The sequence below is a fragment of the Streptococcus sp. zg-86 genome, assembly GCF_017639855.1.
GTDB classification, from domain to species: Bacteria; Bacillota; Bacilli; order Lactobacillales; family Streptococcaceae; genus Streptococcus; species Streptococcus zhangguiae.
This window is the reverse complement of the sequence record NZ_CP072115.1, coordinates 1,183,960-1,208,184: the sequence shown is the minus strand read 5'-3', so window position 1 is coordinate 1,208,184 and position 24,225 is coordinate 1,183,960. Positions and strand designations below refer to the sequence as shown.

Here is a 24,225-nt window from a genome sequence, read left to right as displayed (position 1 = left end):
ATGAATCAACTGACTATTAAAGACTTACACTTTGCGTATAAACCAGATACTCCGATTCTCACAGGGATTAACTTGACCATCAAAACAGGCTCGACAGCCATTATCGGTCAAAATGGAGCAGGGAAAACTACCTTTGTGAAATTATTGAAAGGCTTGCTAACACCGACAAGCGGAACGATTTCTCTGAATCAACAAGATTTGAGCCAGCAAAGTGTGGCACAAATTGCAAAATCTATTGGCTTGATTTTCCAAAATCCTGACGATCAAATTTTTAAACATACTGTGCTAGATGAGATTATGTTTGGTCCTCTGCAAATGGGACTGTCAAGATCAGAGGCTGAGGCTGCTGCTAAGAAGGCTATGGCCAAGTTAGGATTGGATGGGCAGGAGAAGGTCAATCCTTATGATTTAGGCTTATCAGACCGAAAAATGGTTTCGATTGCAGCCATCATTGCCATGGATACACAGGTTGTGATTTTCGATGAGCCAACGATTGCGCAAGATACAGCAGGAAAACAAAAAATTCAAGCAGTGATGAAGGAATTAGAGAAAGAAGGCAAAGTCGTCATCTCTATTTTACACGATATGGACTTTGTCGCAGAAACCTTTGACCGCGCCATCGTCTTTGCTAAAGGACAAGTCTTGCTAGACGGATCTGTCAAAGAAGTCTTTTCTCAAAAGGAAACCTTAGAGCAGGCTTACCTATCGCAACCAACCACGACTCAGCTTTGTCAAGCCTTGGGTTATGATGAGTTGTTTTTATCACCTGCGGAATTTGTGGTCTATAAACGTTCGTTAGATCATAAATAATAATCATGAGAGCAAAAAAAAGACAGGCCACCTGTCTTTTTCGTTATTATTTATTTTTCAACAAATCGCGGATTTCAGCCAACAATTCTTCTTGGCTTGGTCCAGCAACTTCAGCAGCTGCAGCTTCGTCAATAGCTTCTTGTTTTTTAGTAAGGCTTTGAGCTTTCTCCATACCTTTTACGATGAAGAAGAGAACAGTTCCGACGATGACAAAGTTGATGACAGCACTCAAGAAGTTACCGTAAGCAACACCATTCCAGCTAAGTTGAGCAATTTTTTCTGCACCAGCAGCTTTCAAAGCTGGGTTCAAGAAAAGTGGAGTAATAACATCTTCAACAAGTGAGCTAATGATTGCCCCAAATGCTCCAGCGATGATTACACCGACTGCTAAGTCAACAACATTACCGCGTAGTAAAAACGCTTTTAAATCTTTTAACATATCCTAAATATGTCCTTTCATAAAAATTAACAGTCTTTATTATAGTCCGAAATGTTTTTTTTTACAAGTAATCTAGCTCGGAAATTTTACATTTTTACATTTTTAGTATAAAATAGAACATGTTATAATAGCTGTTATTCTGCACTAGAAGGAGGTGATCCAATGATTTCAAAAGAGAAGATTAATGAAATTAAACAGGCAGTCAATATTGTTGATGTCATTGGTGAAACCATCTCCTTAACCAAAGCAGGGCGCAATTTCTTGGGGCTGTGTCCCTTTCACGGCGAGAAAACACCGTCCTTTAATGTGGTAGAAGACAAGCAATTTTTCCATTGCTTTGGCTGTGGCAAATCAGGGGATGTCTTTAAATTTATCGAAGAATATCGCGGTATTTCCTTTAGTGATAGTGTGCAAGTAGTAGCTGAGAAGGCTGGGATTGAGCTAGAACAGCAAGCGGTTGTCCAGAGGGAAAGACAGGTACATCCTCATCAAGTTCTCTTTGATATTCACGCGGAGGCAGAAAAATTTTATCATGCTCTCTTGATGACGACCAAAATGGGTGCGGAAGCTAGACAGTATTTACATCAAAGAGGTTTGACGGATGAGGTTATCAAGCACTTTCAGCTTGGGCTTGCACCGCAGGAGCAAAATTATCTGTACAGGCATTTGTCTGGTAAGTTTTCTGAACAGGATTTGCTCGCTTCAGGTTTGTTTAATCCTGCTGATAATAACCTAATCTATGACGCCTTTCAGGGAAGAATTATGTTTCCCTTAACGGATGAGCACGGACGGGTGCTTGCTTTTTCAGGTCGGATTTGGCAGCAAAAAGATAGTGAAAATAAACAAATCGCCAAATATAAAAATAGTAGAAGCACTGCCATTTTTAACAAGAGTTATGAGCTGTATCATTTAGATAAGGCCAAGGCAAGTATCAAGAAAAGCCGCGAAGTTTACTTAATGGAAGGCTTCATGGATGTTATCGCAGCTCATCGTGCAGGAATTGACAATGCGGTTGCCTCAATGGGAACAGCCTTGACCAGAGAACATGTTCACCATTTAGCGAAATTCTGTAAAAAGGTGATTTTAACCTATGACGGAGATGCAGCAGGACAGGCAGCAACTGCCAAGGCCCTAGAGGAGTTGCAAGCATTTCAAGTAGAAATTATCAGTCTGCCTGAGAATTTGGATCCTGATGAGTTTCTTGCGAGGAATTCCGAGGAGCTCTTACATCAGGTTTTGACCAACAGTCGGATTAGCGATGTTGAATTTCTAATTCAGTATCTCAAGCCTGAAAATCCCGATAATTTACAAATGCAGATTGATTTTGTAGATCAAATTGCCCCCATTATTGCGAAGAATAAGTCAATTACGGCACAAAATTCGTATATATATAAGGTGGCGGATGTTTTACCTGATTTCGACTATGGCCAGGTAGAAGCTGCGGTCAATCATCTGCGTGTAAATGAGCGACAGGCCAGAAGTCAGATGATTTCATCTAGTCAGCCTCCGTTGACAACATTTGGAGCAGAATTACCACGGCAAGCTCGTTTATCCCGGTTGGTAAGGGCGGAGAATCATTTATTCTATCGTATGGTGACCCATCTTTATATTCTAAATGATTACCGTTTAAGAGAAGATTTTGCCTTTTTTACACCAGAATTGCAGGTCTTATTTGAATTGTTAAAAGAGCATGGGGAGGTGACTGCTTATGATTTGGCACAACAAACAGAACAGGTCCAGCGTGCCTGGTATCAGGTATTGGAGGAAAAATTGCCAGAGGAAGTAGGCGAAAATGAGCTGGAGGAGCTAGAAAGGCGGCGGCACCAAGAACAGCTGAAACGAGAAAATCAGCAGAAATCGCGTGTTATTCGGGAACAGGTTCATGTTGGGAATACCGAAGCAGCACTTGATGAATTGGCACAACTTATTGCACAGAAAAGAAAAATGGAGTAACTATGACTGGTAAAAAAGAGAAAAAACAAGAAGTAACCACTTTTGATGTTCAAGTTGCGGATTTTATCCGTAACCATAAAAAAGAGGGAACCGCAACAGATGATGCAATCAACGATCAGTTAGTCATCCCTTTCACCTTGGATGCAGATGGGATTGATGACCTATTGCAACGCATCCAAGATGCCGGAATTGCGATTGTTGATAAAAATGGAAATCCGAGTGCGCGTGCTCTCCAAGTTGAAGAAGAACCCGAATTGACAGATGAAGAGTTACTGGGTAGCAATTCTGCTAAAGTAAATGATCCTGTGCGCATGTATTTGAAAGAGATTGGGGTTGTTCCACTCTTAACCAATGAAGAAGAACAGGAATTAGCTCTAGCCGTAGAAGCTGGTGACCCAGAAGCCAAACAACGCCTTGCAGAAGCCAATCTTCGTTTGGTTGTTTCGATTGCTAAGCGCTATGTTGGTCGTGGTATGCAATTCTTGGACTTGATTCAGGAAGGAAATATGGGCTTGATGAAAGCTGTTGATAAGTTTGATTACTCAAAAGGATTCAAATTTTCAACTTATGCAACATGGTGGATTCGTCAAGCCATTACGCGTGCTATTGCTGATCAGGCTCGTACTATTCGTATTCCTGTTCACATGGTTGAAACCATTAATAAATTAGTCCGTGAACAGCGCAATTTATTGCAAGAATTGGGTCAAGATCCAACACCAGAGCAGATTGCTGAACGGATGGATATGACTCCTGATAAGGTTCGTGAAATCTTGAAGATTGCCCAAGAACCTGTTTCTCTTGAAACACCGATTGGGGAGGAAGATGATAGTCATCTTGGTGATTTTATCGAAGACGAAGTGATTGAGAATCCAGTTGATTATACAACCCGTGTTGTCCTCCGTGAACAATTGGATGAAGTCTTAGATACCCTAACAGACCGTGAAGAAAACGTTCTGCGTCTGCGTTTTGGACTTGATGATGGGAAGATGCGTACGCTAGAAGATGTCGGTAAAGTCTTCAATGTTACCCGTGAGCGCATCCGCCAAATCGAAGCCAAAGCCCTCCGTAAACTCCGCCATCCAAGCAGAAGCAAACCATTACGCGACTTTATTGAGGATTAAAAACCTCCAGTGGAGGTTTTTAACGCTCGCTCGAAAACTAGAAAGCGAGCCGGTTCGGTGAACCGTTTTAACGCCTGCCTAGAAATAGGCAAGCAGCCTACGGATAGGCAGTATCAGCTCCCACCTAGAAATATGAGAGTGGGCTAGTTCGGGGGAGGTTTTTAACGCTCGCTCGAAAACCAGAAAGCGATTCGGTTCGGTGAACCGTTTTAACGCACGCATTGAAATAGGAGAGCAGGTCTACGGATAGGCAGTATCAGCCGCTCGGCCTGTATCTAATACAACATGAGGAGACAGCTATCAATGGCTTATACAGAAGAACAAGTAAAAGAAATTCAGGAACGGATTTTTCATGCCTTAGAAGAAGTCATTGATCCTGAATTAGGAATTGATATTATCAATCTTGGCTTAATTTATGACATTCGTTTCATGGATGGGAAAACAGAGATTGATATGACCTTGACGACGATGGGGTGCCCCTTGGCTGATTTGATTACTGATCAGATTTACGATGTATTGGGGACGGTTCCAGAAGTGACAGAAGTAGATGTTCGTCTCGTCTGGTCACCAGCTTGGACAGTCCAAAAAATGAGTCGTTATGCACGGATTGCACTAGGAATCAAGTAAAAAAATATTCGTTAGAAATCGCTCTAACGAATGTTTTTTATTTCATAAACTGTTGTAGCCACTGTCCACCATAAATCCAAAAGAGACTATAGGAAACGATGGAAATAGGTCGACACAAGAGAATAATCGTGGTAAATTTGCGATAGCTCATACTGGTCAGACCAGTAATCATCACAAGGACATCAGCTGGGGAAATTGGTGAGAGCATACAGAGGATAAAAAAGACTTCGTAGCTCTTCTTATTGTCAATTTTGCTTTCATACTTGTAAAATGTCTCCTCTGTCATAAAGAGTAGACAGAAGGCTTTGCCATATCTCCGTGCCAACCAGAAAAGAATAATACTTCCGATGGAAATGCCGATATAGTTGACAACAAATCCCCACCAGTGGCCAAAGACAAGGAAACCAACAACAGTTGTAACACCGCCTGGAATAATGGGAAACACTACTTGGATAATTTGAATGAAAATATAGGTCAAACTACCAAAGGCTCCATGACTCTTAATCGTATCAGCTAAAACATTTTGGTCATTTAAAATCCCAATCTTATATAACCAAAAAACAAGAAAGACACTTACAATCAGAGTGAGAATACTAAGGATTTGAAAGGTTTTTTGCCAAAATTTATACATATCTTTATTCTATCATACATTACGCTATTTCGGAAAATAGAAACTGAAATCTATTGCTATTTTTTATCTAATTTGGTATACTAATGTGGTACTCTAATCAAGGGGTCGTTACGGATTCGACAGGCATTATGAGGCTTGTTCTGCAACTCATCTAGCGGATGTAAAACGCCAGTTAAATATAACTGCAAAAAATACAAATTCTTACGCATTAGCAGCTTAATAACCTGCCTGCGTGACTAGTAGCGGATTGCTTGTGTCTGCTGTCTGGTCTTAAATGAGCAAGCTACGTTAGAATTGTGTCAGTAAATTCTAAAAGAGATAGACTGAATCGCTTGTCTGGGGCTTGAGTTATGTGTCCTATCCAGGTTAAATGAAGACATAACCTATGGTTGTAGACGAATAAGTTAGCAGGTGTTTGGACGTGGGTTCGACTCCCACCGGCTCCATGTGGATGATGGAAGATTACTCAAGAGGCTTAAGAGGCCGTGTTGGAAACGCGGTAGGCGTGTAAAAGCGTGCGTGGGTTCGAATCCCATGTCTTCCGTTAAAAGTAAAAAGAAGGGAGTGGGACGAAAGTTCCCGCTCTCATTATTTTTGTAGATTTAACAGTTAAACGCAGTAGTTGTTTGGTTTGTAAAACGTTGATAAATTAACATTCTATTAGAAAAGGCTAGCAAACAATTCTTTGCTAGCCCTATTTCCAACCTTTCACAATTCTCAATTGTGAAAGCTAGTCAACGTGCGAGGGTGGGAGTAAACGAATTCAGTGGATTGTTTAGCCTGAACCTAAAAAGAACGGAGTGAGGATAATCGATTTCTACGAAATCACAATTGAGTCCCACTCCCTTTTTATGTTATACTGTACTATAAGTAAAAGGGAATCTTTTTTATCTTGTACGTTTAGCTCCAAAAGTAGGCTCGTATTAGTCTGTCTAGCTATCTTTTACTGATGGACATACCTTTATCTGTTTTATGTGCAATCATTCTGTTTTTTAGCTATTACTTATTGAAATTTAATTTAAATTTGATATGATGGATAACAATAAACGAATGAAGAGGTGGAAAATGCAGAAAAACATTCTTAAAAAATTAGCAAAAACAGAACTTCATTGTCATTTGGATGGTTCCTTGTCGTTTAGTGCCATTCGACAGTTAGCGAAATGGGCTCATATTGTGCTGCCAGAAAGCGATGAGGAATTGCGACGACTTGTTACGGCTCCAGAAAAAGCAGAAAGCTTGCTGGATTATTTAACGGTTTTTGACTTTATTCGTCCCTTATTGCAGACCAAAGAAGCGCTCAAGCTTGCAGCCTATGATGTTGCTACGCAAGCGGCGAAGGAGAATGTTCTTTATATGGAGATTCGATTTGCTCCGGAATTGTCTATGGATCAGGGTTTGAGTGCTGTTGAGACAGTAGAGGCAGTTTTACAAGGTCTAGAGCAGGCTCAAGACGAATTTGGTATTGTTAGTAAAGTATTGGTTTGTGGTTTGAAACAAAGTTCAGTAAGACAGACACAGGAGCTGTTCACAGAAGTTGTTGATTTAGCAAAAAGAGGATTGGTGGGATTTGATTTTGCAGGCAACGAGGCAGATTTTCCGACACAGGTATTAGAACAAGCAATCAAAGAAATACAAGAGTTAGGATTACCATTGACCTTTCATGCAGGGGAATGCGGTTGCGTAGCAAATGTCGCTTATGCTCTTCAATTAGGTATTCCACGTATTGGTCATGGAACAGCCCTTATCAAAGATTCTAAGATTATGGAGGAGTTTGTTAAGGCAGGGGCAACGATTGAGATGTGTCTGACTAGTAATCTACAGACAGGAGCTGCTCCAAGTTTGGCGGATTTTCCGTATCAGGTCTTGCATGATATGGGGGCAAATATAACGATTAATACTGATAATCGTACCGTATCAGCCACCAACTTAACCAAGGAATACGCTTTATTTGTTGAACATTTTGGCACTACGAAAGAGGATTTTTACCGCTTTAATCAGAATGCTATTCGAGCTAGTTTCACAACAGAAGCAGAAAAAGAAAAGCTCCTGAAACAGCTGGCAATGGCCTATCAGGAATGATAAACAATTCATTCACGGACAATCGTTCGTGAATTTTTTGTATCAATGATGTATGTATTATCTATGTTTTGAAATGTAAGCCTTTACAAAACGACGGTAGAAGATTATAATGGATAAGAAAGCAAACGTTTGCACAAATTTTTTTAGGAGGTTTCTAAATGGAAAAAGAAGCAAATAAGATTGAACGCCATCATTTTGGTTTGCGGACGCTGAAATGTGGGACTGCTTCCGTCTTATTATCGGCTAGTTTATGCGTATTCGGTGCTCCACTTGTTCAGGCAGAAGAAGTAGGTGAGTCCTTGAATACGCAAGTAGATTCTTCAGGAGTAGAAGCTACTGAGAAGTTGGGAGAAAGTGAACAGAGAGTAGCTGAAGAGGTGGAAAACACAATTCCCCAACCTTCAGTTTCTGAAGAAGTTACAGCTATTACTTCAGATGAAGGAGAAATAGGAGACGACATTAAATTCTTACAAGATAAAGGTGTATCTTCAGAAGAAAGTCTAAAAACAACAGATAGACCAACTGTTTTTAGGGCAGTAGGAGCAAGAGCAGAAGAAGATATTCAGGAAGGAAATCTTCGCTTACATTTTAAGAAACTACCTTCTGACAATCTAGAAAGTTTGGGGCTTTGGACTTGGGACGATGTGGAGAAACCTTCTAGTCAGAATGGCGCATGGCCAACAGGAGCAACTAGTTTTTCTGAAGCTAAAAAAGATGATTATGGGCATTATCTTGATGTGCCATTAGCTGCAGAGAAGCGAGAAAAAATTGGATTACTGATTAATAATACAGCTGGTGACAATTTAACGGGAGATAAGAATATTGAGCTAATCAGCCCTAACATGAAGGAAGTCTGGTTTGACGAGGAATACAAATCCTATACTTATGAGCCCTTAGCAGCAGGTATGGTGCGCATCAATTATCTGCGCTCTGATCAGAACTATCATAGAAAGTCTTTATGGCTTTGGGGCGATGTTGAAAATCCTACAACCAATTGGCCAGATGGAGTTGATTTTGCAAAACAGGGGAAATATGGTGCCTATGTGGATGTCAAATTGACGGATCTTGCTAAGACAATTGGATTTTTATTGCTAGATGAAAGTAAATCGGGAGATGATGTGAAAATCCAGCCAAGTGATTATAATTTTACGGACTTGAAAAAACACCGTCAAATTTTCTTAAAAGATGATGATCCAACGGTTTATACCAACCCTTATTTTGTCAATGATGTTAGAATGACAGGGGCACAGCATATTAGTTTGAGTGAGATTGAAACAACTTTTACAACATTGGAAAATGTTACAAAAGAGGATATTTTAAAGAAAATTCAGATAAAAAATAAGGATAACCAATCTGTTCCTATCCAAGATCTTATTCTTGATGAAGTGACGAAAAAAGTGACAGTGAAAGGGGAATTTGGTCAAGAACAATCTCCTTATACAGTCGTGTATGGAGGTGAGCAATTTAAGACTGGTATGAATTGGCAATTAAAAGATAGTCTATATCAGTATGATGGTGAGCTAGGTGCTCGTGTGAGCGAAAATGGTCAAAAAGTAGTGGCTACCTTGTGGTCTCCAAGTGCAGATCAAGTCTCTGTTGTGATTTATGATAAAGATGATCAGAGCAAAATAGTGGGTAAGGTTGCAATGGTCAAGGGAGAAAAGGGGACTTGGAATGTTGAATTGACACCCCAAAATGCACTTGGAATTACAGATTATCGTGGCTACTATTACCACTATGAGATTAAACGTGGAGAAGAGTCCGTCTTGACCTTAGACCCATACGCTAAATCCTTGGCTGCATGGAATAGCGATTTAGCTGAGACAGATTCATCCTATAAGATTGCTAAGGCTGCTTTTGTTGATCCGAAAGCAGTAGGGCCTAAGGAATTAGATTATGCCCAAATTTCTAATTTTAAAGATCGAAAAGATGCTGTTATCTACGAAGCACATGTCCGAGATTTTACATCTGATAAAGCAATTGCCAAGGACTTGAAGTCACCAGCTGGAACATTCTCTGCCTTTATCGAAAGATTAGATTATTTGAAAGATTTGGGAGTGACCCATGTCCAATTGCTACCTGTTTTAAGTTATTACTACGTGAATGAACTGAAGAATGCAGAACGCATGGATGAGTATGTTTCAAGCAATAGTAATTATAATTGGGGCTATGATCCGCAGAATTACTTCTCGTTGACAGGTATGTATTCGAGTGATCCGACCAATCCTAGCAAGCGCATTGCAGAATTTAAAGAATTAGTCAACGAAATCCATAAACGTGGTATGGGTGTTATCATGGACGTCGTTTATAACCATACTGCAAAAACAGCTATTTTTGAAGATTTAGAGCCACACTATTACCACTTCATGGATGCGGATGGTACTCCACGAACGAGCTACGGTGGTGGTCGTTTGGGAACGACACACTATATGAGTCGCCGTGTCTTAGTGGATTCGATTAAGTATTTAACGGATGAATATAAAGTAGATGGCTTCCGCTTTGATTTAATGGGAGACCACGATGCAACAACGATTCAAAAGGCTTATGATGAGGCAAAGAAATTAAATCCAAATCTAATCATGTTGGGTGAGGGCTGGTCAACCTATTCAGGAGATGAAAATAAACCCGTCCAACCAGCAGATCAGTCATGGATGAAATATACCAATTCTGCAGCCGTCTTTTCAGATGATATTCGCAATACCTTGAAGTCAGGTTATCCTAATGAAGGAGCCCCAGCCTTTATTACCAATGGCAAGCGAGATATTGAGAAAGTCTTTAAAAATATCAAGGCTCAACCAACGAATTTTGAAGCGGACGATCCAGGGGATGTGATTCAATATATTGCAGCCCATGATAATTTGACCTTATTTGATGTCATTGCTCAGTCGATAAAAAAAGATCCGGCTAAGGCAGAAAATACAGCAGAAATTCATCGTCGTCTTCGCTTAGGCAATCTGATGGTTTTGACAGCGCAAGGTACTCCATTTATTCATTCTGGACAAGAATATGGCCGGACTAAGCAATTCCGTCACCCAGACTATCGAAACCCAGTAGCAGATGATAAAGTTCCAAATAAAGCTCATCTCTTGACCAATGAAGATGGAAGTCCATTTGACTATCCTTACTTTATCCATGATTCCTATGATTCAAGCGATGCAGTGAATCATTTTGACTGGAGCAAGGCGACAGATAGTGCAACCTATCCGGAAAATGCTAAGAGTCGAGCCTACATGAAGGGATTGATTGCTTTACGTAAGTCAACAGATGCTTTCAAATTACCTTCACGAGACGAGGTTGAAAAGCGTGTGACCTTACTAACGATAGCAGGTAAGGATGGCGTTGGGAAAGAAGATTTAGTTTTAGGCTACAAGACAGTAGCAAGTAATGGCGATGAGTATTTCGTGTTTGTCAATGCAGATACGAAGGAGCGTCGTTTCACCGTTGATCAATCCTTGAAAGCTGCAAAGGTATTAGCAGATGGAAAACAGGCTGGTACAGAAGCGATTCTAGAGCCAGAAGGAGTGAGTCTAACTGAGCAAGGTTTGACACTTGCACCTCTGACTGCAACGATTTTACGGATTGCAAAAGAAGAAGTTGATGTGCCACCGATGAAAGAACAGACCGTAAAAGGTTCAGTAATTATTGAATACCGTGACATCAATGATCGCATTCTGAAAGACAATGCCCTTGTCCATTATAATGCGGTAGCTGGTACTCGTTATGATGCTGAAACATCTGTTCATAAAATGCAGACCATTGTGGGCTATGATGGAAAGAACTATCGCCTCGTTCCAGCAGGGCACTACAAGGTAGGAGATGTTGACAGGTTGAGTCATTTGATATCTTCAGCATCTGTGAGTGGTACGGTTGAAGGTAATACAACCTTGATTGTCACCTATGTCTATCAAGAAGTTGTAGCCTCTTCAGATGTACTGCCTACTAAGAAACTACAAGGTGAATTACAGTTACATCAGGAGAAAAAAACACCAGAAACAGTATTAGCAAGTAGTAAAATGCCTAAAATAGAAGAGCCTGTCTACACTCATTCGATGCCTAAAGAGACAATTGTGTCGACACTGTCTCAGAATACAAGTAAGGAGAATGAAAAGACCCTGCCAAAAACAGGCAGTCAACAATCAGTTGCAGGAATCTTATTGGGAGCAGTATCCCTTGTTTTAAGTCTCGTATTTCTTGGAAAGAAAAAGGAAAGTAATGATTGATTCTCACTAGAAAAAACTCTCTGAAACGTATTGGTTTCAGAGAGTTTTGCTATACTATTGCAAATTCAATTTCTTTGTCATGATGTAGTAGGTACCGAAGTAGTAACCAATAGCAAGGATAATACTAATAATGATACCTAAGATTGTGTGAATGGCTAATGTAGTACTATTTGCTAGGACTCCTGTTGATACGACAAATACAGCTGAAATAAGCCCTTCTACAAAATTGATACCAAAGTAAAAGACAACGGCTAGCAATGTACGATGATCTTTAAATAATTGACCAAGAGAAATCGCGAAGTAAATTAAAAGGATAGAATGAATGGTACCGACAATGAGCGTAATTGCATAACTAATCCCAAAATCCATGCCAGTAAATTCGTGATAAGCTTCGTTGAATCCTGCAGTAATCTCAGGAATATACTCATTGAGAAGCGCACCAAATGAAATAGAAGAAATAAGCCAGAGACAGAGGATAGTAGCAATGCCAGATAAGGTGCTCCAAATAAAGGCAGCAGTCAATTTACTCAGGATAATCTGGTGATTGGTGACAGGAAGAGTCATGGTTAGGTAGCCTTGGCGACCGTAAACATTTTTTCTAAAGCGTTTGATAATGAGAAAGAAGGTTGATAGAAAGAGTCCTGCAATGATGACGGCAAAACCGATAATAATGGCACCAAATAGGATTCCTTCTAGGGTATTAGCAAGAGAAGCACCAATTTCTGTGTCACTAATCGTTCTTTCTGGTCGGTGAACAATATTTTGAATCCAGAAGCCGAGGACAACAGAGAGCAATCCAGCTGCGGCGTACAGTCCTAGATACCATTTTCCAACTGCTTTAAATTCGTATTTTAACAACTTTCCAAACATAGGAATCTCCTTTACTAATACTAAGCCTTAAATTCACGGCGGAAAAGTTCATCAATTGATTCTCCGCTTTCAATTCGTAGGTCATCGACATCGCTATGACGAATCACATTACCGTACTGGAGGAAGATGACTTCATCGAGAATTTGTTCGACATCTGAAATCAAATGGGTTGAAATCAGTACAGAAGAGGTTGGAGAATAGTTAGTGATAATCGTACGCAAGATATAGTCACGCGCAGCAGGATCAACACCGCCAATTGGCTCATCAAGGACATAGAGAAGGGCTTGCCGGCTCATGACCAAAATCAATTGAACCTTTTCTTTGTTTCCTTTTGATAAATGTTTAATACGACTATTTAGCTCAATATTGAGATCTTGGAGGAGGTGAAGGGCGCGTGCCTCATCAAAATCTGCATAGAAATCCTTAAATAAGTCAATCGCTTCTGAAATTCGCATGTGTTCATCTAAATAGGTCGTATCTGGAAGATAGGATACAATTTGCTTGGTTTCTGGAGATGGCTTGCGACCATTGATTAGGATTTGCCCATATTCTGGCTGAAGAAGCCCATTGAGCAATTTGATCAAGGTTGTTTTTCCAGAACCATTTGGTCCTAGTAAGCCAATGATTTTTCCAGCTGAAAATTTGAGGTTGACATTGTTTAGTGCAACTAGTCCGCCGTATGATTTTGAGACTTGCTGAATCTCAACGAGAGTAAAATTCTTTTCCATCTTTTTATTCTCCTTTTAGATATTGTTCTAACTGTTGAATCAGTTCCTCTTGTTTAAAACCTAAATCAAGCATATTGGTCACAAAGTTTTCCAACTCATCTTGAGCTAGGCTGATCCTAGTTTGATTGATTAGGTCCAAGTTATCGGTTACGAAGCGTCCTGTTGTACGGACTGAATAAACAAAGCCCTCGCTTTCGAGATCGGATAAGGCACGTTGAACAGTGTTGGGATTGACTCCAGCAGTTTCCGCTAAATCACGAACGGTTGGGAGTTTGTCGCCAGATTGGAGTTGATGGGTCACAATCTGCAACTTGATAGTATTAGCAATCTGGATATAAATTGGGAAGTTATTATCAAATTTCCAAGTCATGATAGCTCCTTTCTTTTATCATAAAATAGTGATAGATAGTTTTTGTATCTTTGTCTTATACGTATAATACAATAATCTTTTCTAAAATGCAAGAATTCTTTTCGATTTTCGTAAAAAATTGTTTGAGCCCTTGCTCATAGCTGATCATTCTGCTCAGAAAACCGATAGTAGCATGGGGCTTTTTTTTGGTGTATAATAGTACATGTACTATGATGAAAAAGATATAGGATTTAAAGGAGGAGATATGCTGGCACAATTAGATACCAAGACGGTCTATAGTTTTATGGATAGCATGATGACGATTGAGTCTTATGTTGCCCGTGCAAAAGAAATGGGCTACACGCACTTAGGCATCATGGATCGGGATAATTTGTACGCTGCTTATTCCTTTATAGAAGTGTGTGAAAAAGCAGGGCTTCAACCAATCATTGGATGTGAAATAGAATGGCAGGTCTCAGCAGATGAGAAGGTGGTCATTCAATTTATTGCCATAAATACAGAAGGCTATCAAAATCTCTTAAAAATTTCTACGGCAAAGATGATGGGGGAAAAAGAATTTGATCGGATTCGTTCTTATCTAGCAGGTATTGCCCTAGTTATTCCCTATTTTGAAGGAGTCGAAGTCTATGATTTGGGAGTTGATTTTTATATTGGAGTGCGTGCGACAACACCAGCAATTCAATCGAGTCGTCCCTTAATTCCCTTATACACAGTGCGGTACTTTGAAGAAAGTCAAGTTGAAGTCTTACAGGTTCTGCAGGCCATTCAAGATAATATCCCCCTCAATCAAGTCACTCAGTTAGTCCATAACCAAGCATTGTTAAGCCCAGAAAGTTTAGCAGCAATGTTTCAGCAGCGATTTCCAGCAGCGATTGAGGAGTTGAATCGCTTGGTGGCAAGGATTTCTTATCAGCTCGATAAAAACTTGAAATTGCCTCGCTTTAATCGGGAGCGCTTAGCAGTGGAGGAACTGCGTGAAAAGGCTGAGGAAGGCTTGCGAATGAGAGGGATTGATTATCCTGTCTATCAAGAGCGTCTGCAACAGGAACTAGCTATCATTCATCAAATGGGCTTTGATGATTATTTTTTAATCGTCTGGGATCTTTTGCGTTTTGGGCGCAGTCAGGGCTATTACATGGGAATGGGACGCGGTTCTGCAGTTGGCAGTTTAGTGGCCTATGCCTTACAAATTACAGGTATTGACCCTGTCAAACACAACTTACTCTTTGAGCGATTTTTAAATGTCGAGCGCTTTAGCATGCCTGATATTGATATTGATATTCCAGATATTCACCGTGGCGATTTCATTCGCTATGTGAGAGAGCGCTATGGAACGCTTCATGCAGCTCAGATTGTAACCTATTCCACTTTTGGTGCGAAACAGGCACTTCGAGATGTGTTGAAGCGCTATGGAACACCGGAATACGAAGTGAGTGCCATTACCAAAAAGATTTCTTTTCGAGATACCTTGGCAACAGCCTATGAGCGTAATGCCTCCTTTAGGCAAGTAATCAATAGCAAAATGGAATACCAAAAATCCTATGCCATAGCTCAGCAAATTGAAGGTCAACCACGTCAGACATCGATTCATGCGGCAGGTGTCGTAATGAGTGATGAAGAATTGACCAATACCATTCCACTAAAATCAGGTGAAGATATGCTGATTACCCAGTACGATGCCCATGCGGTCGAAGCCAATGGACTCTTAAAAATGGATTTTCTAGGCCTACGAAATCTGACCTTCGTTCAAAAAATGGCAGAAGCAGTTGAGGCCAAATATAGCAAAAAAATTGTGATTGCAGACATTGATTTAGAAGATTCAGAGACTTTGAAACTCTTTGCCAAGGGGCAGACAAAAGGTATTTTCCAGTTTGAGCAACCGGGTGCCATTCATCTGTTAAAACGAGTACAGCCGAGTCGATTTGAAGATATTGTAGCAACGACCAGTTTGAACAGACCGGGTGCGAGTGACTATTCAGATAATTTTGTCAAGCGTAAACATGGTCAAGAGGCAGTAGATGTATTAGATGATTCGATTGCGACTATTTTACAGCCTACCTATGGCATCATGCTTTATCAAGAGCAGGTCATGCAGATTGCCCAGCGTTTTTCTGGTTTTACACTTGGGAAAGCCGATTTGTTACGCCGTGCCATGTCTAAGAAAAATAAGGCTGAAATGCAGAGTATGGAAGCCGATTTCATTGCAGGAGCGCTCGAACAGGGGCATGATGAGGAGAAGGCACGAGCGATTTTTGCTATAATGGCAAAATTTGCTGGCTATGGTTTCAACCGTAGTCATGCCTATGCCTATTCAGCTTTAGCCTTCCAATTGGCCTATTTTAAAACCCATTATCCCGATGTTTTTTTTGATATCATGTTGAATTATTCAAGTAGTGATTACATTTCAGATGCCCTACAATTTGATTTTCAGGTAGCACCTGTTACCATCAATAGTATTCCTTACCACGACAAGTTTGAGGGCAATAAGATTTACATGGGCCTCAAGAACATTAAGGGGTTGCCAAAAGAATTGGCATTTTGGCTCATTGAAGAGCGACCATTTAAGAGCGTAGAGGATTTTATTCTGCGATTACCTACGAATTTTAAAAAACAGGATACGTTAAAGCCCTTGATTCAGCTCGGCTTGTTTGATCCATTTGAACCAAATCGGAAGAAGATTTTGGAAAACTTAGATAATCTTTTCGTCTTTGCAGATACCTTTGGTAGTTTCTTTTCAGAGGAAAATTATAGTTGGCAAGAAGCAGAAGATTACAGTGATAGTGAAAAGTTCAGTCTGGAACAAGCGATTATTGGTGTTGGGATGAGTCCACATCCCTTACTGCTTTTAGCAAAATCGACCAACAGACCTCATACTCCATTTGGTGAATTAGTCGCTGGAAATGCGGTTACGCTTCTCGGTCAGATTCAGTCCATCCGTGTGATTCGCACCAAGAAAACGGGTCAGCAAATGGCCTTTGCGCAAGTGACCGATACCAAGAAGAAAGTAGATGTCACGCTCTTTCCAGAAACCTATCAACGCTATCAAAATCTGTTGAAAGAAGGGGATATTGTTTATCTGACTGGGAAGGTCCAAGAAAGAGAGGGACAATTGCAGCTCGTTTTAGATAACTTAGAGCAGCCCAATGCGGAAAAATGTTGGATTTTACTGGAAAATGGGAAGCATGATCAGGAAATAGCACGCATTTTGGCTGCATATCCAGGGACAATTCCAGTCGTTCTTCATTATCAAGATAGGAATCAAACCGTGCAACTAGAACGGATCTTTATTGAAAAATCAGAGGAATTGCAAACTCGCTTACAGGAATTTTCAATGAAAACGGTTTTTCGGTAAAAAAATAGTAAAAAGTCAAGCATACTGCGGTTAAATGTGGTATAATGGTACAGTTAAAAATGAAAAAAGGAGCATTAGTTAAATGAAACGTATTGCTGTTTTGACTAGTGGTGGTGACGCCCCTGGTATGAATGCTGCCGTTCGTGCGGTTGTTCGTAAAGCAATTTCAGAAGGGATGGAAGTATTCGGTATCAACTACGGTTATGCCGGTATGGTTGCAGGTGATATCTTCCCTCTAACAAAAGAAGGAGTGAGCGGTATCCTTGGTACAGGTGGTACGATGCTGTATTCAGCTCGCTACCCAGAGTTTGCTCAATTGGAAGGTCAATTAAAAGGAATTGAGCAATTGAAAAAACATGGAATTGAGGGAGTTGTTGTTATCGGTGGTGATGGTTCTTACCATGGTGCGATGCGCTTGACAGAGCACGGATTCCCAGCTATTGGTATCCCAGGTACGATTGATAATGATATTCCAGGTACAGACTTTACAATCGGTTTTGATACAGCTTGTATGACAGTTATGGATGCAGTTGATAAAATCCGCGATACGGCTAGGAGTCACCGTCGTACATTCGTTGTAGAGGTAATGGGGCGTCATGCAGGCGATATCGCTCTTTGGACTGGTATTGCGATTGGTGCAGATGAAATTATCGTACCAGAAGAAGACTTCAAGATTGAAGATGTGGTAGCAAGTATCGCAAAAGGATACGAAAAAGGAAAAAACCACAATATCGTTATGCTTGCTGAAGGGGTTATGTCAGCTAATGAATTTGCTCAGAAGTTGAGAGAAGCTGGCGATACAAGTGATCTTCGCGCAATCGAGCTTGCCCATATCCAACGCGGTGGTCGTCCAACGGTTCGTGACCGCGTACTAGCTTCACGCTTAGGGGCTTATGCAGTAGAACTTCTAAAAGAAGGAAAAGGTGGTCTTGCAGTTGGTGTTCATAAAGATGACCTCGTTGCCAATCCAATCCTTGGTTCAAAAGAAGAAAATGCTCTCTTCTGCCTAGCTGAAGATGGTAAGATTGTTGTCAACAACCCTCATAAAGGGGATGCGAAACTAGCTGGTTTGGCTCGTAGCTTGTCTCGTTATTAAACATCCATAATAGTTATTGGAAACTTGTCGCAAAAAAGGAGAAAAAACAAATCATGAATAAACGCGTAAAACTTGTTGCTACATTAGGTCCTGCGGTTGAAATCCGTGGTGGTAAAAAATTCGGTGATGATGGTTACTGGGGTGAAAAATTAGATGTTGAAGCATCAGCTCAGAAAATTGCTGAATTGATTAAAGAAGGAGCAAACGTATTCCGTTTCAACTTCTCACACGGTGACCACCAAGAGCAAGGTGACCGTATGGCAACAGTACGTCGTGCTGAAGAAATTGCTGGTCAAAAAGTAGGTTTCTTGCTTGATACAAAAGGTCCGGAAATCCGTACAGAATTGTTTGAAGGTGATGCAAAAGAATATGAATACACTACTGGTGAAACAATTCGTGTTGCTACCAAACAAGGAATCAAATCAACTCGTGAAGTGATTGCCTTAAACGTTGCAGGTGCCCTTGACATCTACGATGATGTGGAAGTTGGAAAACAAATCCTTGTTGACGATGGAAAACTGGGTCTTCGTGTTTTTGCCAAAGATGATGCAAAACGTGAATTTGAAGTAACAGTTGAAAATGACGGCGTTATCGCAAAACAAAAAGGTGTAAATATTCCTTACACTAAAATTCCTTTCCCAGCACTTGCTGAACGTGACAACGCGGACATCCGTTTTGGTCTTGAGCAAGGCTTGAACTTCATTGCGATTTCATTCGTTCGTACTGCAAAAGATGTGGATGAAGTACGTGCTATCTGTGAAGAAACTGGAAACGGTCATGTGAAATTGTTTGCCAAAATCGAAAACCAACAAGGTATTGATAATATCGATGAAATTATCGAAGCAGCAGACGGTATCATGATTGCTCGTGGAGACATGGGTATCGAAGTACCATTTGAAATGGTTCCAGTTTACCAAAAAATGATCATCACAAAAGTGAATGCAGCTGGTAAAGCAGTTATCACAGCAACAAACATGCTTGAAACAATGACTGAAAAACCACGTGCAACTCGTTCAGAAGTATCAGACGTATTTAATGCGGTTATCGACGGAACAGATGCGACTATGCTTTCAGGTGAGTCAGCAAACGGTAAATATCCAGTTGAGTCAGTTCGTACAATGGCAACCATTGCGAAAAATGCGCAAACTCTATTGGAAGAATATAGCCGCTTGGATTCTTCAACATTTGAACGTACAAGCAAGACAGAAGTTATTGCCTCTGCTGTTCGTGATGCGTGTCACTCAATGAATATCAAATTGGTTGTAACTGTTACTGAAACAGGATTCTCAGCACGTTCAATTTCGAAATACCGTCCAAATGCAGATATCTTGGCTGTTACCTTTACAGAAGAAGTTCAAAAATCATTGATGATTAACTGGGGAGTTATTCCAATTGTGACAGACAAACCAGCTTCTACAGATGATATGTTTGAATTGGCAGAACGTGAAGCAATCAAAGCTGGACTTGTTGAATCAGGTGACGACATTGTCATTGTTGCAGGTCTTCCAGTTGGTGTTGCAGGTTCAACTAACACAATGCGTGTTCGTACTGTAAAATAAAAACAACTAATAAAGCCTTCAAGGTTCAAGTCCTGCTTGTTCCTAAGGCTTTTTTGCTTGTTAGAGTAATTGATATTTTAGGAGAAATCATGAAAAATACTGTCATGATGCGATTTTCACTAGTGGTGATTTCCATTTTTTTAATGTCTCATTTGGCTATTGCTCCAGCCATTCCAAAGCTATACGAATACTATCATGCACAGAATGCGGGTATTGGTCTTGCTTCGGTGGAGAGTTTAGTAACAGTCCCAGCTATGATGATTACGATTACGGTCTTGCTCAGTAATTTAGTAGTTTCTTGGTTAGGGACGAAGAAGACCGTTTTGTTGGGGCTAGGCTTGATTGGTCTATTTGGTGCCTTACCGACCTTTTTAACCTCCTTTCCCCTTATTGTTTTATGTCGCTTATTGCTAGGAGTAGGAATTGGGCTCTATAATTCGCTATCGATTAGCTTGATTAGTGAATTTTACCAAGGAGATTTGCGAGCTCAGATGATTGGTCTGCGAACCGCCTTTTTAAATATTGGTAAGGCCTTGACAACCTTTATAGCAGGCTATGTTTTATTAGTGGGAGTCCATTATACATTTTTAGTGTACTTGCTTGCTTTCCCTGTTCTAATCCTTTTTTATCTTTCTGTTCCTGAGCCTAGTCATTCTCAAACAAGGGTCAAAGAATCTCTCGTATGGAATCAGAAGGTAGGCTTGATTGTAGCTTTGACCTTCCTCGTTGGAATCAGCTATATTGGGGCAACGATTAAAATTCCAAGTTTACTAGTAACCAAATATGGTTTTTCAACGACCTCATCGAGTCAGCTGCTGACTATTTTAGCCCTTAGTGGTATTGTGACAGGTTGTTTCTTTGGGCCAATTCTAAAAAGTTTGGGCAATGCCACCCTTTTTGTTGTGTTGATTTCCATGGGCTTGGGTAATTTTCTCTTTACACTACCTGTTCATTTCCCTCTGTTTGTCCTTGCTAGTATCTTAGTAGGGATGAGTTTTGTTGGTATTATGTCCTTTAATTTTTATTATATTTCTAAGCAATTTCCGCAAGAGCAAGTCCATTTTGTAACGAGTTTAGCCATTACGGGTGGCAATATTGGGGTGGTTCTGACGCCAATTTTACTGACCAAGTTGTTGGAAAAATTCCAGATTGAGACCTTTATTACTCCATTTTATATGAGTAGTAGCTTGATGCTGCTTGCCTGCTTGCTAGCATATGTATTGGTTGGACTCAAGAAATAATTCTTGCTATCCATAACTTCGATTTTTTTAGAAACAATTAGGCTTGACTTGGAGTACACTCCAAGTAGTATACTAGATGTATTCTAGTTTGAAAGTGAGGATATGGAATGAAAACAGCAATTTTTGAAAAGGCTGGGTCGATGATTATCGGTGAGGTTGATAAACCACAGATTCAAGAAAATGATGATGTGATTATCAAGATTATACGTGCTTGTGTATGTGGGTCAGATCTTTGGTCTTATTCACACGGTGATGATAAGGCAGCGCATTCAATCAATTCAGGACATGAGGCGTTGGGAATTGTAGAAGAGGTTGGAAGTGAAATTACCACGGTCAAACCAGGTGATTTTGTTATCGTACCGTTTACGCATGGTTGTGGTCATTGTGATGCTTGTCGTGCAGGATTTGATGGGACTTGTGATAATCACCCTGCGCCGACTAACTGGGGTGGTGGTTTCCAGTCTGAATACCTCCGTTTCCACTATGGAAATTGGGCTTTGATCAAGGTACCAGGCCAGCCCTCTGATTATTCAGAAGGTATGCTCAAATCTCTCTTGACTTTAGCAGATGTGATGCCGACAGGTTACCATGCAGCTCGTGTGGCAAATGTCCAGCGGGGAGACAAGGTCGTGGTCATTGGAGATGGAGCAGTTGGGCAATGTGCGGTTATCGCAGCGAAGATGATGGGGGCTTCTCAGATTGTCTTGATGAGTCGTCATGCTGATCGGCAAGCCATGGCCTTAGAATCTGGTGCGACAGCTGTAGTAGCAGAGCGTGGTGAGGAAGGCATTGCTAAAGTTCGTGAGATTTTAGGTGGTGGAGCAGATGCTGCGCTGGAATGTGTAGGGACGGAAGCAGCCATTGAACAAGCTCTTGGTGTTCTCCATAATGGTGGACGTGTTGGTTTTGTTGGGGTACCGCATTATAATAGTCGACCGCTCGGCTCAACCTTTGCCCAAAATATTTTGGTAGCAGGAGGTTCAGCTTCAGTGACGACTTACAATAAGCAAATCTTGTTGAAAGCCGTTTTGGACGGAGACATCAACCCAGGTCGTGTTTTTACGCAGACCTATGCCCTTGATGACGTTAACCAAGCCTATAAAGACATGGCAGACCGCAAGGTCATCAAATCGATGTTGATTGTGGACTAATACTCGTCAAAAATCAAACTTTGATTTCGACCATTCAAAAGCCCTTCTTCTATCAGGAAGAGGGCTTTTTTAGTGTTAATCATTCTGTTTGATGGTGATATAGGCAGCTGGTGAATAGGGGGTAGCATCAAAGTCATGTGTACGCCCGAGGATAGACTGGGCTAACTGCCAACCGATAAAGGGACCGCAGGTGAGACCAGAAGATCCTAGACCACTTGCTACTAAAATAGACGGTTGATCGGATAGTCGTCCGTAGAAAGGTAGAAAGTCCGAGGTATAGGCTCGCGTACCGACGCGCGTATGGCTAACTTGGTACCGCTCTAAATCTGGGATAAAGGAAGTAGCCATTTCCTTCATTTGTTGAATTTTTTCCTCGTCAACGGTTAAATCAAAGCCTTGATTATTTTCATGGGTGGCTCCGATAACGAGTTTTCCTCCTTCAAATGGCAGAATGTCAATTTCCCCATGGAGCATGCAGCCAGGCCAAGTATCTGTGTTAAAAGCAGTTTGAACTTCGAGCAATTGTCCTTTTTGCGGGACAATATCAACCGTATAACCTAAAGGCTGCAGGGCTTGTGGCAACCAAGCGCCTGTTGCTAAAATTATTTCATCATAAGGATACAATTGTGTGCCTACGCTGACCTGCTTATTAGACAGGAGCTGCGCCTGTCCCTTGATAATAAGACCGCCTTGCTGTTCAACTAGTTTCTGCAATTGGTCAAGGAGCTGTCCACCGTCTACCCGTCCTCCACCACGAGTAAAAACAGCGCCTTGCTCTGTCTCAAGAGGAGGGATAGATTGGGCTAAATCGCGTCCTTTTAGAACGTCAAGTTCTCCAATCATAGGAGACTGGATTCGTCTTTCTTGAGCTAGCTTTGCTAATTTTTCAAGCAGGGAATCCTTTTTTTTAAACACGAGAGTCCCTGTTTGTTTGTAGGGGAGCTGTTCGAGGCCTGCTTCCTGTAAATCCTGCATCAAATCCAAATAAAAGGCCGCCCCCTTATCAACCAATTGATACCAAGCTTGGTTGCGCCGCTGAGAAAGCCAGGGACAGATAATACCAGCAGCCGCTCTTGTAGCATTTCCTTTTCCCTCGTCAATTAGGGTGATTTGTAAATGTGGGTTTTGGGAGAGATAAAAGGCAGCAGTAGAGCCGACAATTCCCCCACCGATAATGATAATCTTCTTTTGTTTCATATTTATAGTATAGCATAAAGAAAGATTGAATTCTGTCTTTTTATCGCCATGTAGAGGAAGTATTCTGCAAAATTGCGCTGATGCTATGAAAATGTTAGAATAGAAAAAAGGAGAAGATATGTCAGATATAATGTACCCAGAAGTCATGACAATTGGAAATGGGGCAATCAAGGTTGCTACTGTTGGTGATAGTTTGACCTATGGTTATGGATTGGAAAATCGAGAAAGAGATGCCTACCCCAGTATTTTAGCTGAAAAATTAGGACACCATTATCAGGTCTTAAACTTTGGCTTGAGTGGCAGATCCCTACAATCAACCTCAGATTATCCCTATTTACAGGAGAAAAATGCCCAATTGTCATTTGAAAGTGAAGCAGATATTGTTATCATCATGATTGGAAGCAATGATAGCAGAGGCCCCTATTGGAATAAGGAACGGTTTATTAGGGAGTACGGCGAGATGGTCGATCGGTATGTACAGATGCCCAGTCAGCCAGATGTGTATCTGATGGTTCCACCTTATGTGCCAACCAGTCGATTTGGTCTGAACAATGACATTGTACGAACAGAATTACAGGAGATCATCCCTCGAATTGCGAAGGAGAAAGGCCTAGAATGGGTCAACTTTTATCCACTAACAGAAGGACACTTAGAGTATTATAGTGATGGTCTGCATCTGACTCCTCTTGGAAATCAGTTTGTTGCAGAGACAGTCTATGCTGCAATCATGGGAGCAAGTCCCAAGTAATTTTTGAAAAAATATGCTATACTGGTAAGAGAG

At 40.9% G+C, this 24,225-nt stretch carries 17 protein-coding genes, 1 tRNA gene, 1 other RNA gene and 1 pseudogene; 14 read left to right on the top strand and 6 right to left on the bottom strand.

Features of this window, described 5'->3' with window-relative positions; all coding sequences use genetic code 11:
• Complete coding sequence (locus J5M87_RS05820; protein ID WP_154608055.1) at positions 1-810, top strand: energy-coupling factor ABC transporter ATP-binding protein; 810 nt, start codon at positions 1-3, stop codon at positions 808-810.
• A 46-nt stretch (positions 811-856) separates the two neighbouring features.
• On the opposite strand, the gene mscL is transcribed toward J5M87_RS05820, so the two are convergent.
• Complete coding sequence (gene mscL / locus J5M87_RS05815; protein WP_154608054.1) at positions 857-1,249, bottom strand: large conductance mechanosensitive channel protein MscL; 393 nt, start codon at positions 1,247-1,249, stop codon at positions 857-859.
• Positions 1,250-1,411: 162 nt separating this feature from the next.
• On the opposite strand from mscL, the gene dnaG reads away from it, so the two are divergent.
• From dnaG to J5M87_RS05800, 3 genes are all read left to right on the top strand, one after another.
• Entirely contained in the window at positions 1,412-3,202 is a 1,791-nt protein-coding gene (gene dnaG / locus J5M87_RS05810; RefSeq protein WP_154608053.1) for a DNA primase, read from the top strand.
• Positions 3,203-3,204: 2 nt separating this feature from the next.
• Positions 3,205-4,323, top strand: a complete 1,119-nt coding sequence (gene rpoD, locus J5M87_RS05805) for an RNA polymerase sigma factor RpoD (protein WP_154608052.1) — start codon at positions 3,205-3,207, stop codon at positions 4,321-4,323.
• 303 nt (positions 4,324-4,626) lie between these two features.
• Positions 4,627-4,950 carry a metal-sulfur cluster assembly factor gene (locus tag J5M87_RS05800; RefSeq protein WP_154608051.1) on the top strand — a complete coding sequence of 108 codons (324 nt, stop codon included), beginning with the start codon at positions 4,627-4,629 and terminating at the stop codon, positions 4,948-4,950.
• 37 nt (positions 4,951-4,987) lie between these two features.
• Here J5M87_RS05800 and J5M87_RS05795 read toward each other — a convergent pair whose 3' ends face one another.
• Positions 4,988-5,581, bottom strand: coding sequence for a TVP38/TMEM64 family protein (locus tag J5M87_RS05795; RefSeq protein ID WP_154608050.1), 594 nt, complete (start codon positions 5,579-5,581; stop codon positions 4,988-4,990).
• 101 nt (positions 5,582-5,682) lie between these two features.
• On the opposite strand from J5M87_RS05795, the gene ssrA reads away from it, so the two are divergent.
• The 4 genes and pseudogenes from ssrA to J5M87_RS05775 all read left to right on the top strand — a co-directional run.
• Positions 5,683-6,030: a transfer-messenger RNA gene (gene ssrA / locus J5M87_RS05790) on the top strand.
• Positions 6,031-6,037: 7 nt separating this feature from the next.
• Positions 6,038-6,125: transfer RNA gene (locus J5M87_RS05785), tRNA-Ser, on the top strand.
• 521 nt (positions 6,126-6,646) lie between these two features.
• Positions 6,647-7,660: an adenosine deaminase gene (gene add, locus J5M87_RS05780; protein WP_154608049.1), complete on the top strand. Its 1,014-nt coding sequence runs from the start codon at positions 6,647-6,649 to the stop codon at positions 7,658-7,660.
• A 158-nt stretch (positions 7,661-7,818) separates the two neighbouring features.
• Positions 7,819-11,862, top strand: a pseudogene (locus J5M87_RS05775) (pullulanase); the annotation flags it as partial.
• 72 nt (positions 11,863-11,934) lie between these two features.
• On the opposite strand, the gene J5M87_RS05770 reads toward J5M87_RS05775, so the two are convergent.
• From J5M87_RS05770 to J5M87_RS05760, 3 genes are read right to left on the bottom strand one after another with little or no spacing between them, the layout of a single operon-like run.
• Complete coding sequence (locus J5M87_RS05770) at positions 11,935-12,750, bottom strand: hypothetical protein (protein WP_154608047.1); 816 nt, start codon at positions 12,748-12,750, stop codon at positions 11,935-11,937.
• A gap of 20 nt (positions 12,751-12,770) precedes the next feature.
• Entirely contained in the window at positions 12,771-13,478 is a 708-nt protein-coding gene (locus J5M87_RS05765) for an ABC transporter ATP-binding protein (protein ID WP_154608046.1), read from the bottom strand.
• A gap of 4 nt (positions 13,479-13,482) precedes the next feature.
• On the bottom strand, positions 13,483-13,848 hold the full coding sequence (locus J5M87_RS05760; RefSeq protein ID WP_067090724.1) for a GntR family transcriptional regulator: 366 nt from the start codon (positions 13,846-13,848) through the stop codon (positions 13,483-13,485).
• Between the two features lie 244 nt (positions 13,849-14,092).
• Between J5M87_RS05760 and J5M87_RS05755 the strand changes: the two genes are divergently transcribed.
• From J5M87_RS05755 to J5M87_RS05735, 5 genes are all read left to right on the top strand, one after another.
• Positions 14,093-17,200 carry a DNA polymerase III subunit alpha gene (locus J5M87_RS05755; protein ID WP_154608045.1) on the top strand — a complete coding sequence of 1,036 codons (3,108 nt, stop codon included), beginning with the start codon at positions 14,093-14,095 and terminating at the stop codon, positions 17,198-17,200.
• 82 nt (positions 17,201-17,282) lie between these two features.
• On the top strand, positions 17,283-18,296 hold the full coding sequence (gene pfkA / locus J5M87_RS05750) for a 6-phosphofructokinase (protein WP_154608044.1): 1,014 nt from the start codon (positions 17,283-17,285) through the stop codon (positions 18,294-18,296).
• A gap of 53 nt (positions 18,297-18,349) precedes the next feature.
• Entirely contained in the window at positions 18,350-19,855 is a 1,506-nt protein-coding gene (gene pyk / locus J5M87_RS05745) for a pyruvate kinase (RefSeq protein WP_154608043.1), read from the top strand.
• Positions 19,856-19,944: 89 nt separating this feature from the next.
• Positions 19,945-21,096: an MFS transporter gene (locus J5M87_RS05740; protein ID WP_154608042.1), complete on the top strand. Its 1,152-nt coding sequence runs from the start codon at positions 19,945-19,947 to the stop codon at positions 21,094-21,096.
• A 107-nt stretch (positions 21,097-21,203) separates the two neighbouring features.
• Positions 21,204-22,247 carry a zinc-binding dehydrogenase gene (locus J5M87_RS05735; RefSeq protein ID WP_154608041.1) on the top strand — a complete coding sequence of 348 codons (1,044 nt, stop codon included), beginning with the start codon at positions 21,204-21,206 and terminating at the stop codon, positions 22,245-22,247.
• A gap of 75 nt (positions 22,248-22,322) precedes the next feature.
• On the opposite strand, the gene J5M87_RS05730 is transcribed toward J5M87_RS05735, so the two are convergent.
• Positions 22,323-23,444 (bottom strand): NAD(P)/FAD-dependent oxidoreductase, encoded by a 1,122-nt coding sequence (locus J5M87_RS05730; RefSeq protein ID WP_154608040.1) that lies wholly within the window; start codon positions 23,442-23,444, stop codon positions 22,323-22,325.
• Positions 23,445-23,562: 118 nt separating this feature from the next.
• On the opposite strand from J5M87_RS05730, the gene J5M87_RS05725 reads away from it, so the two are divergent.
• Positions 23,563-24,192, top strand: a complete 630-nt coding sequence (locus J5M87_RS05725; protein WP_154608039.1) for a DUF459 domain-containing protein — start codon at positions 23,563-23,565, stop codon at positions 24,190-24,192.
• The last annotated feature ends 33 nt before the right edge of the window (positions 24,193-24,225 follow it).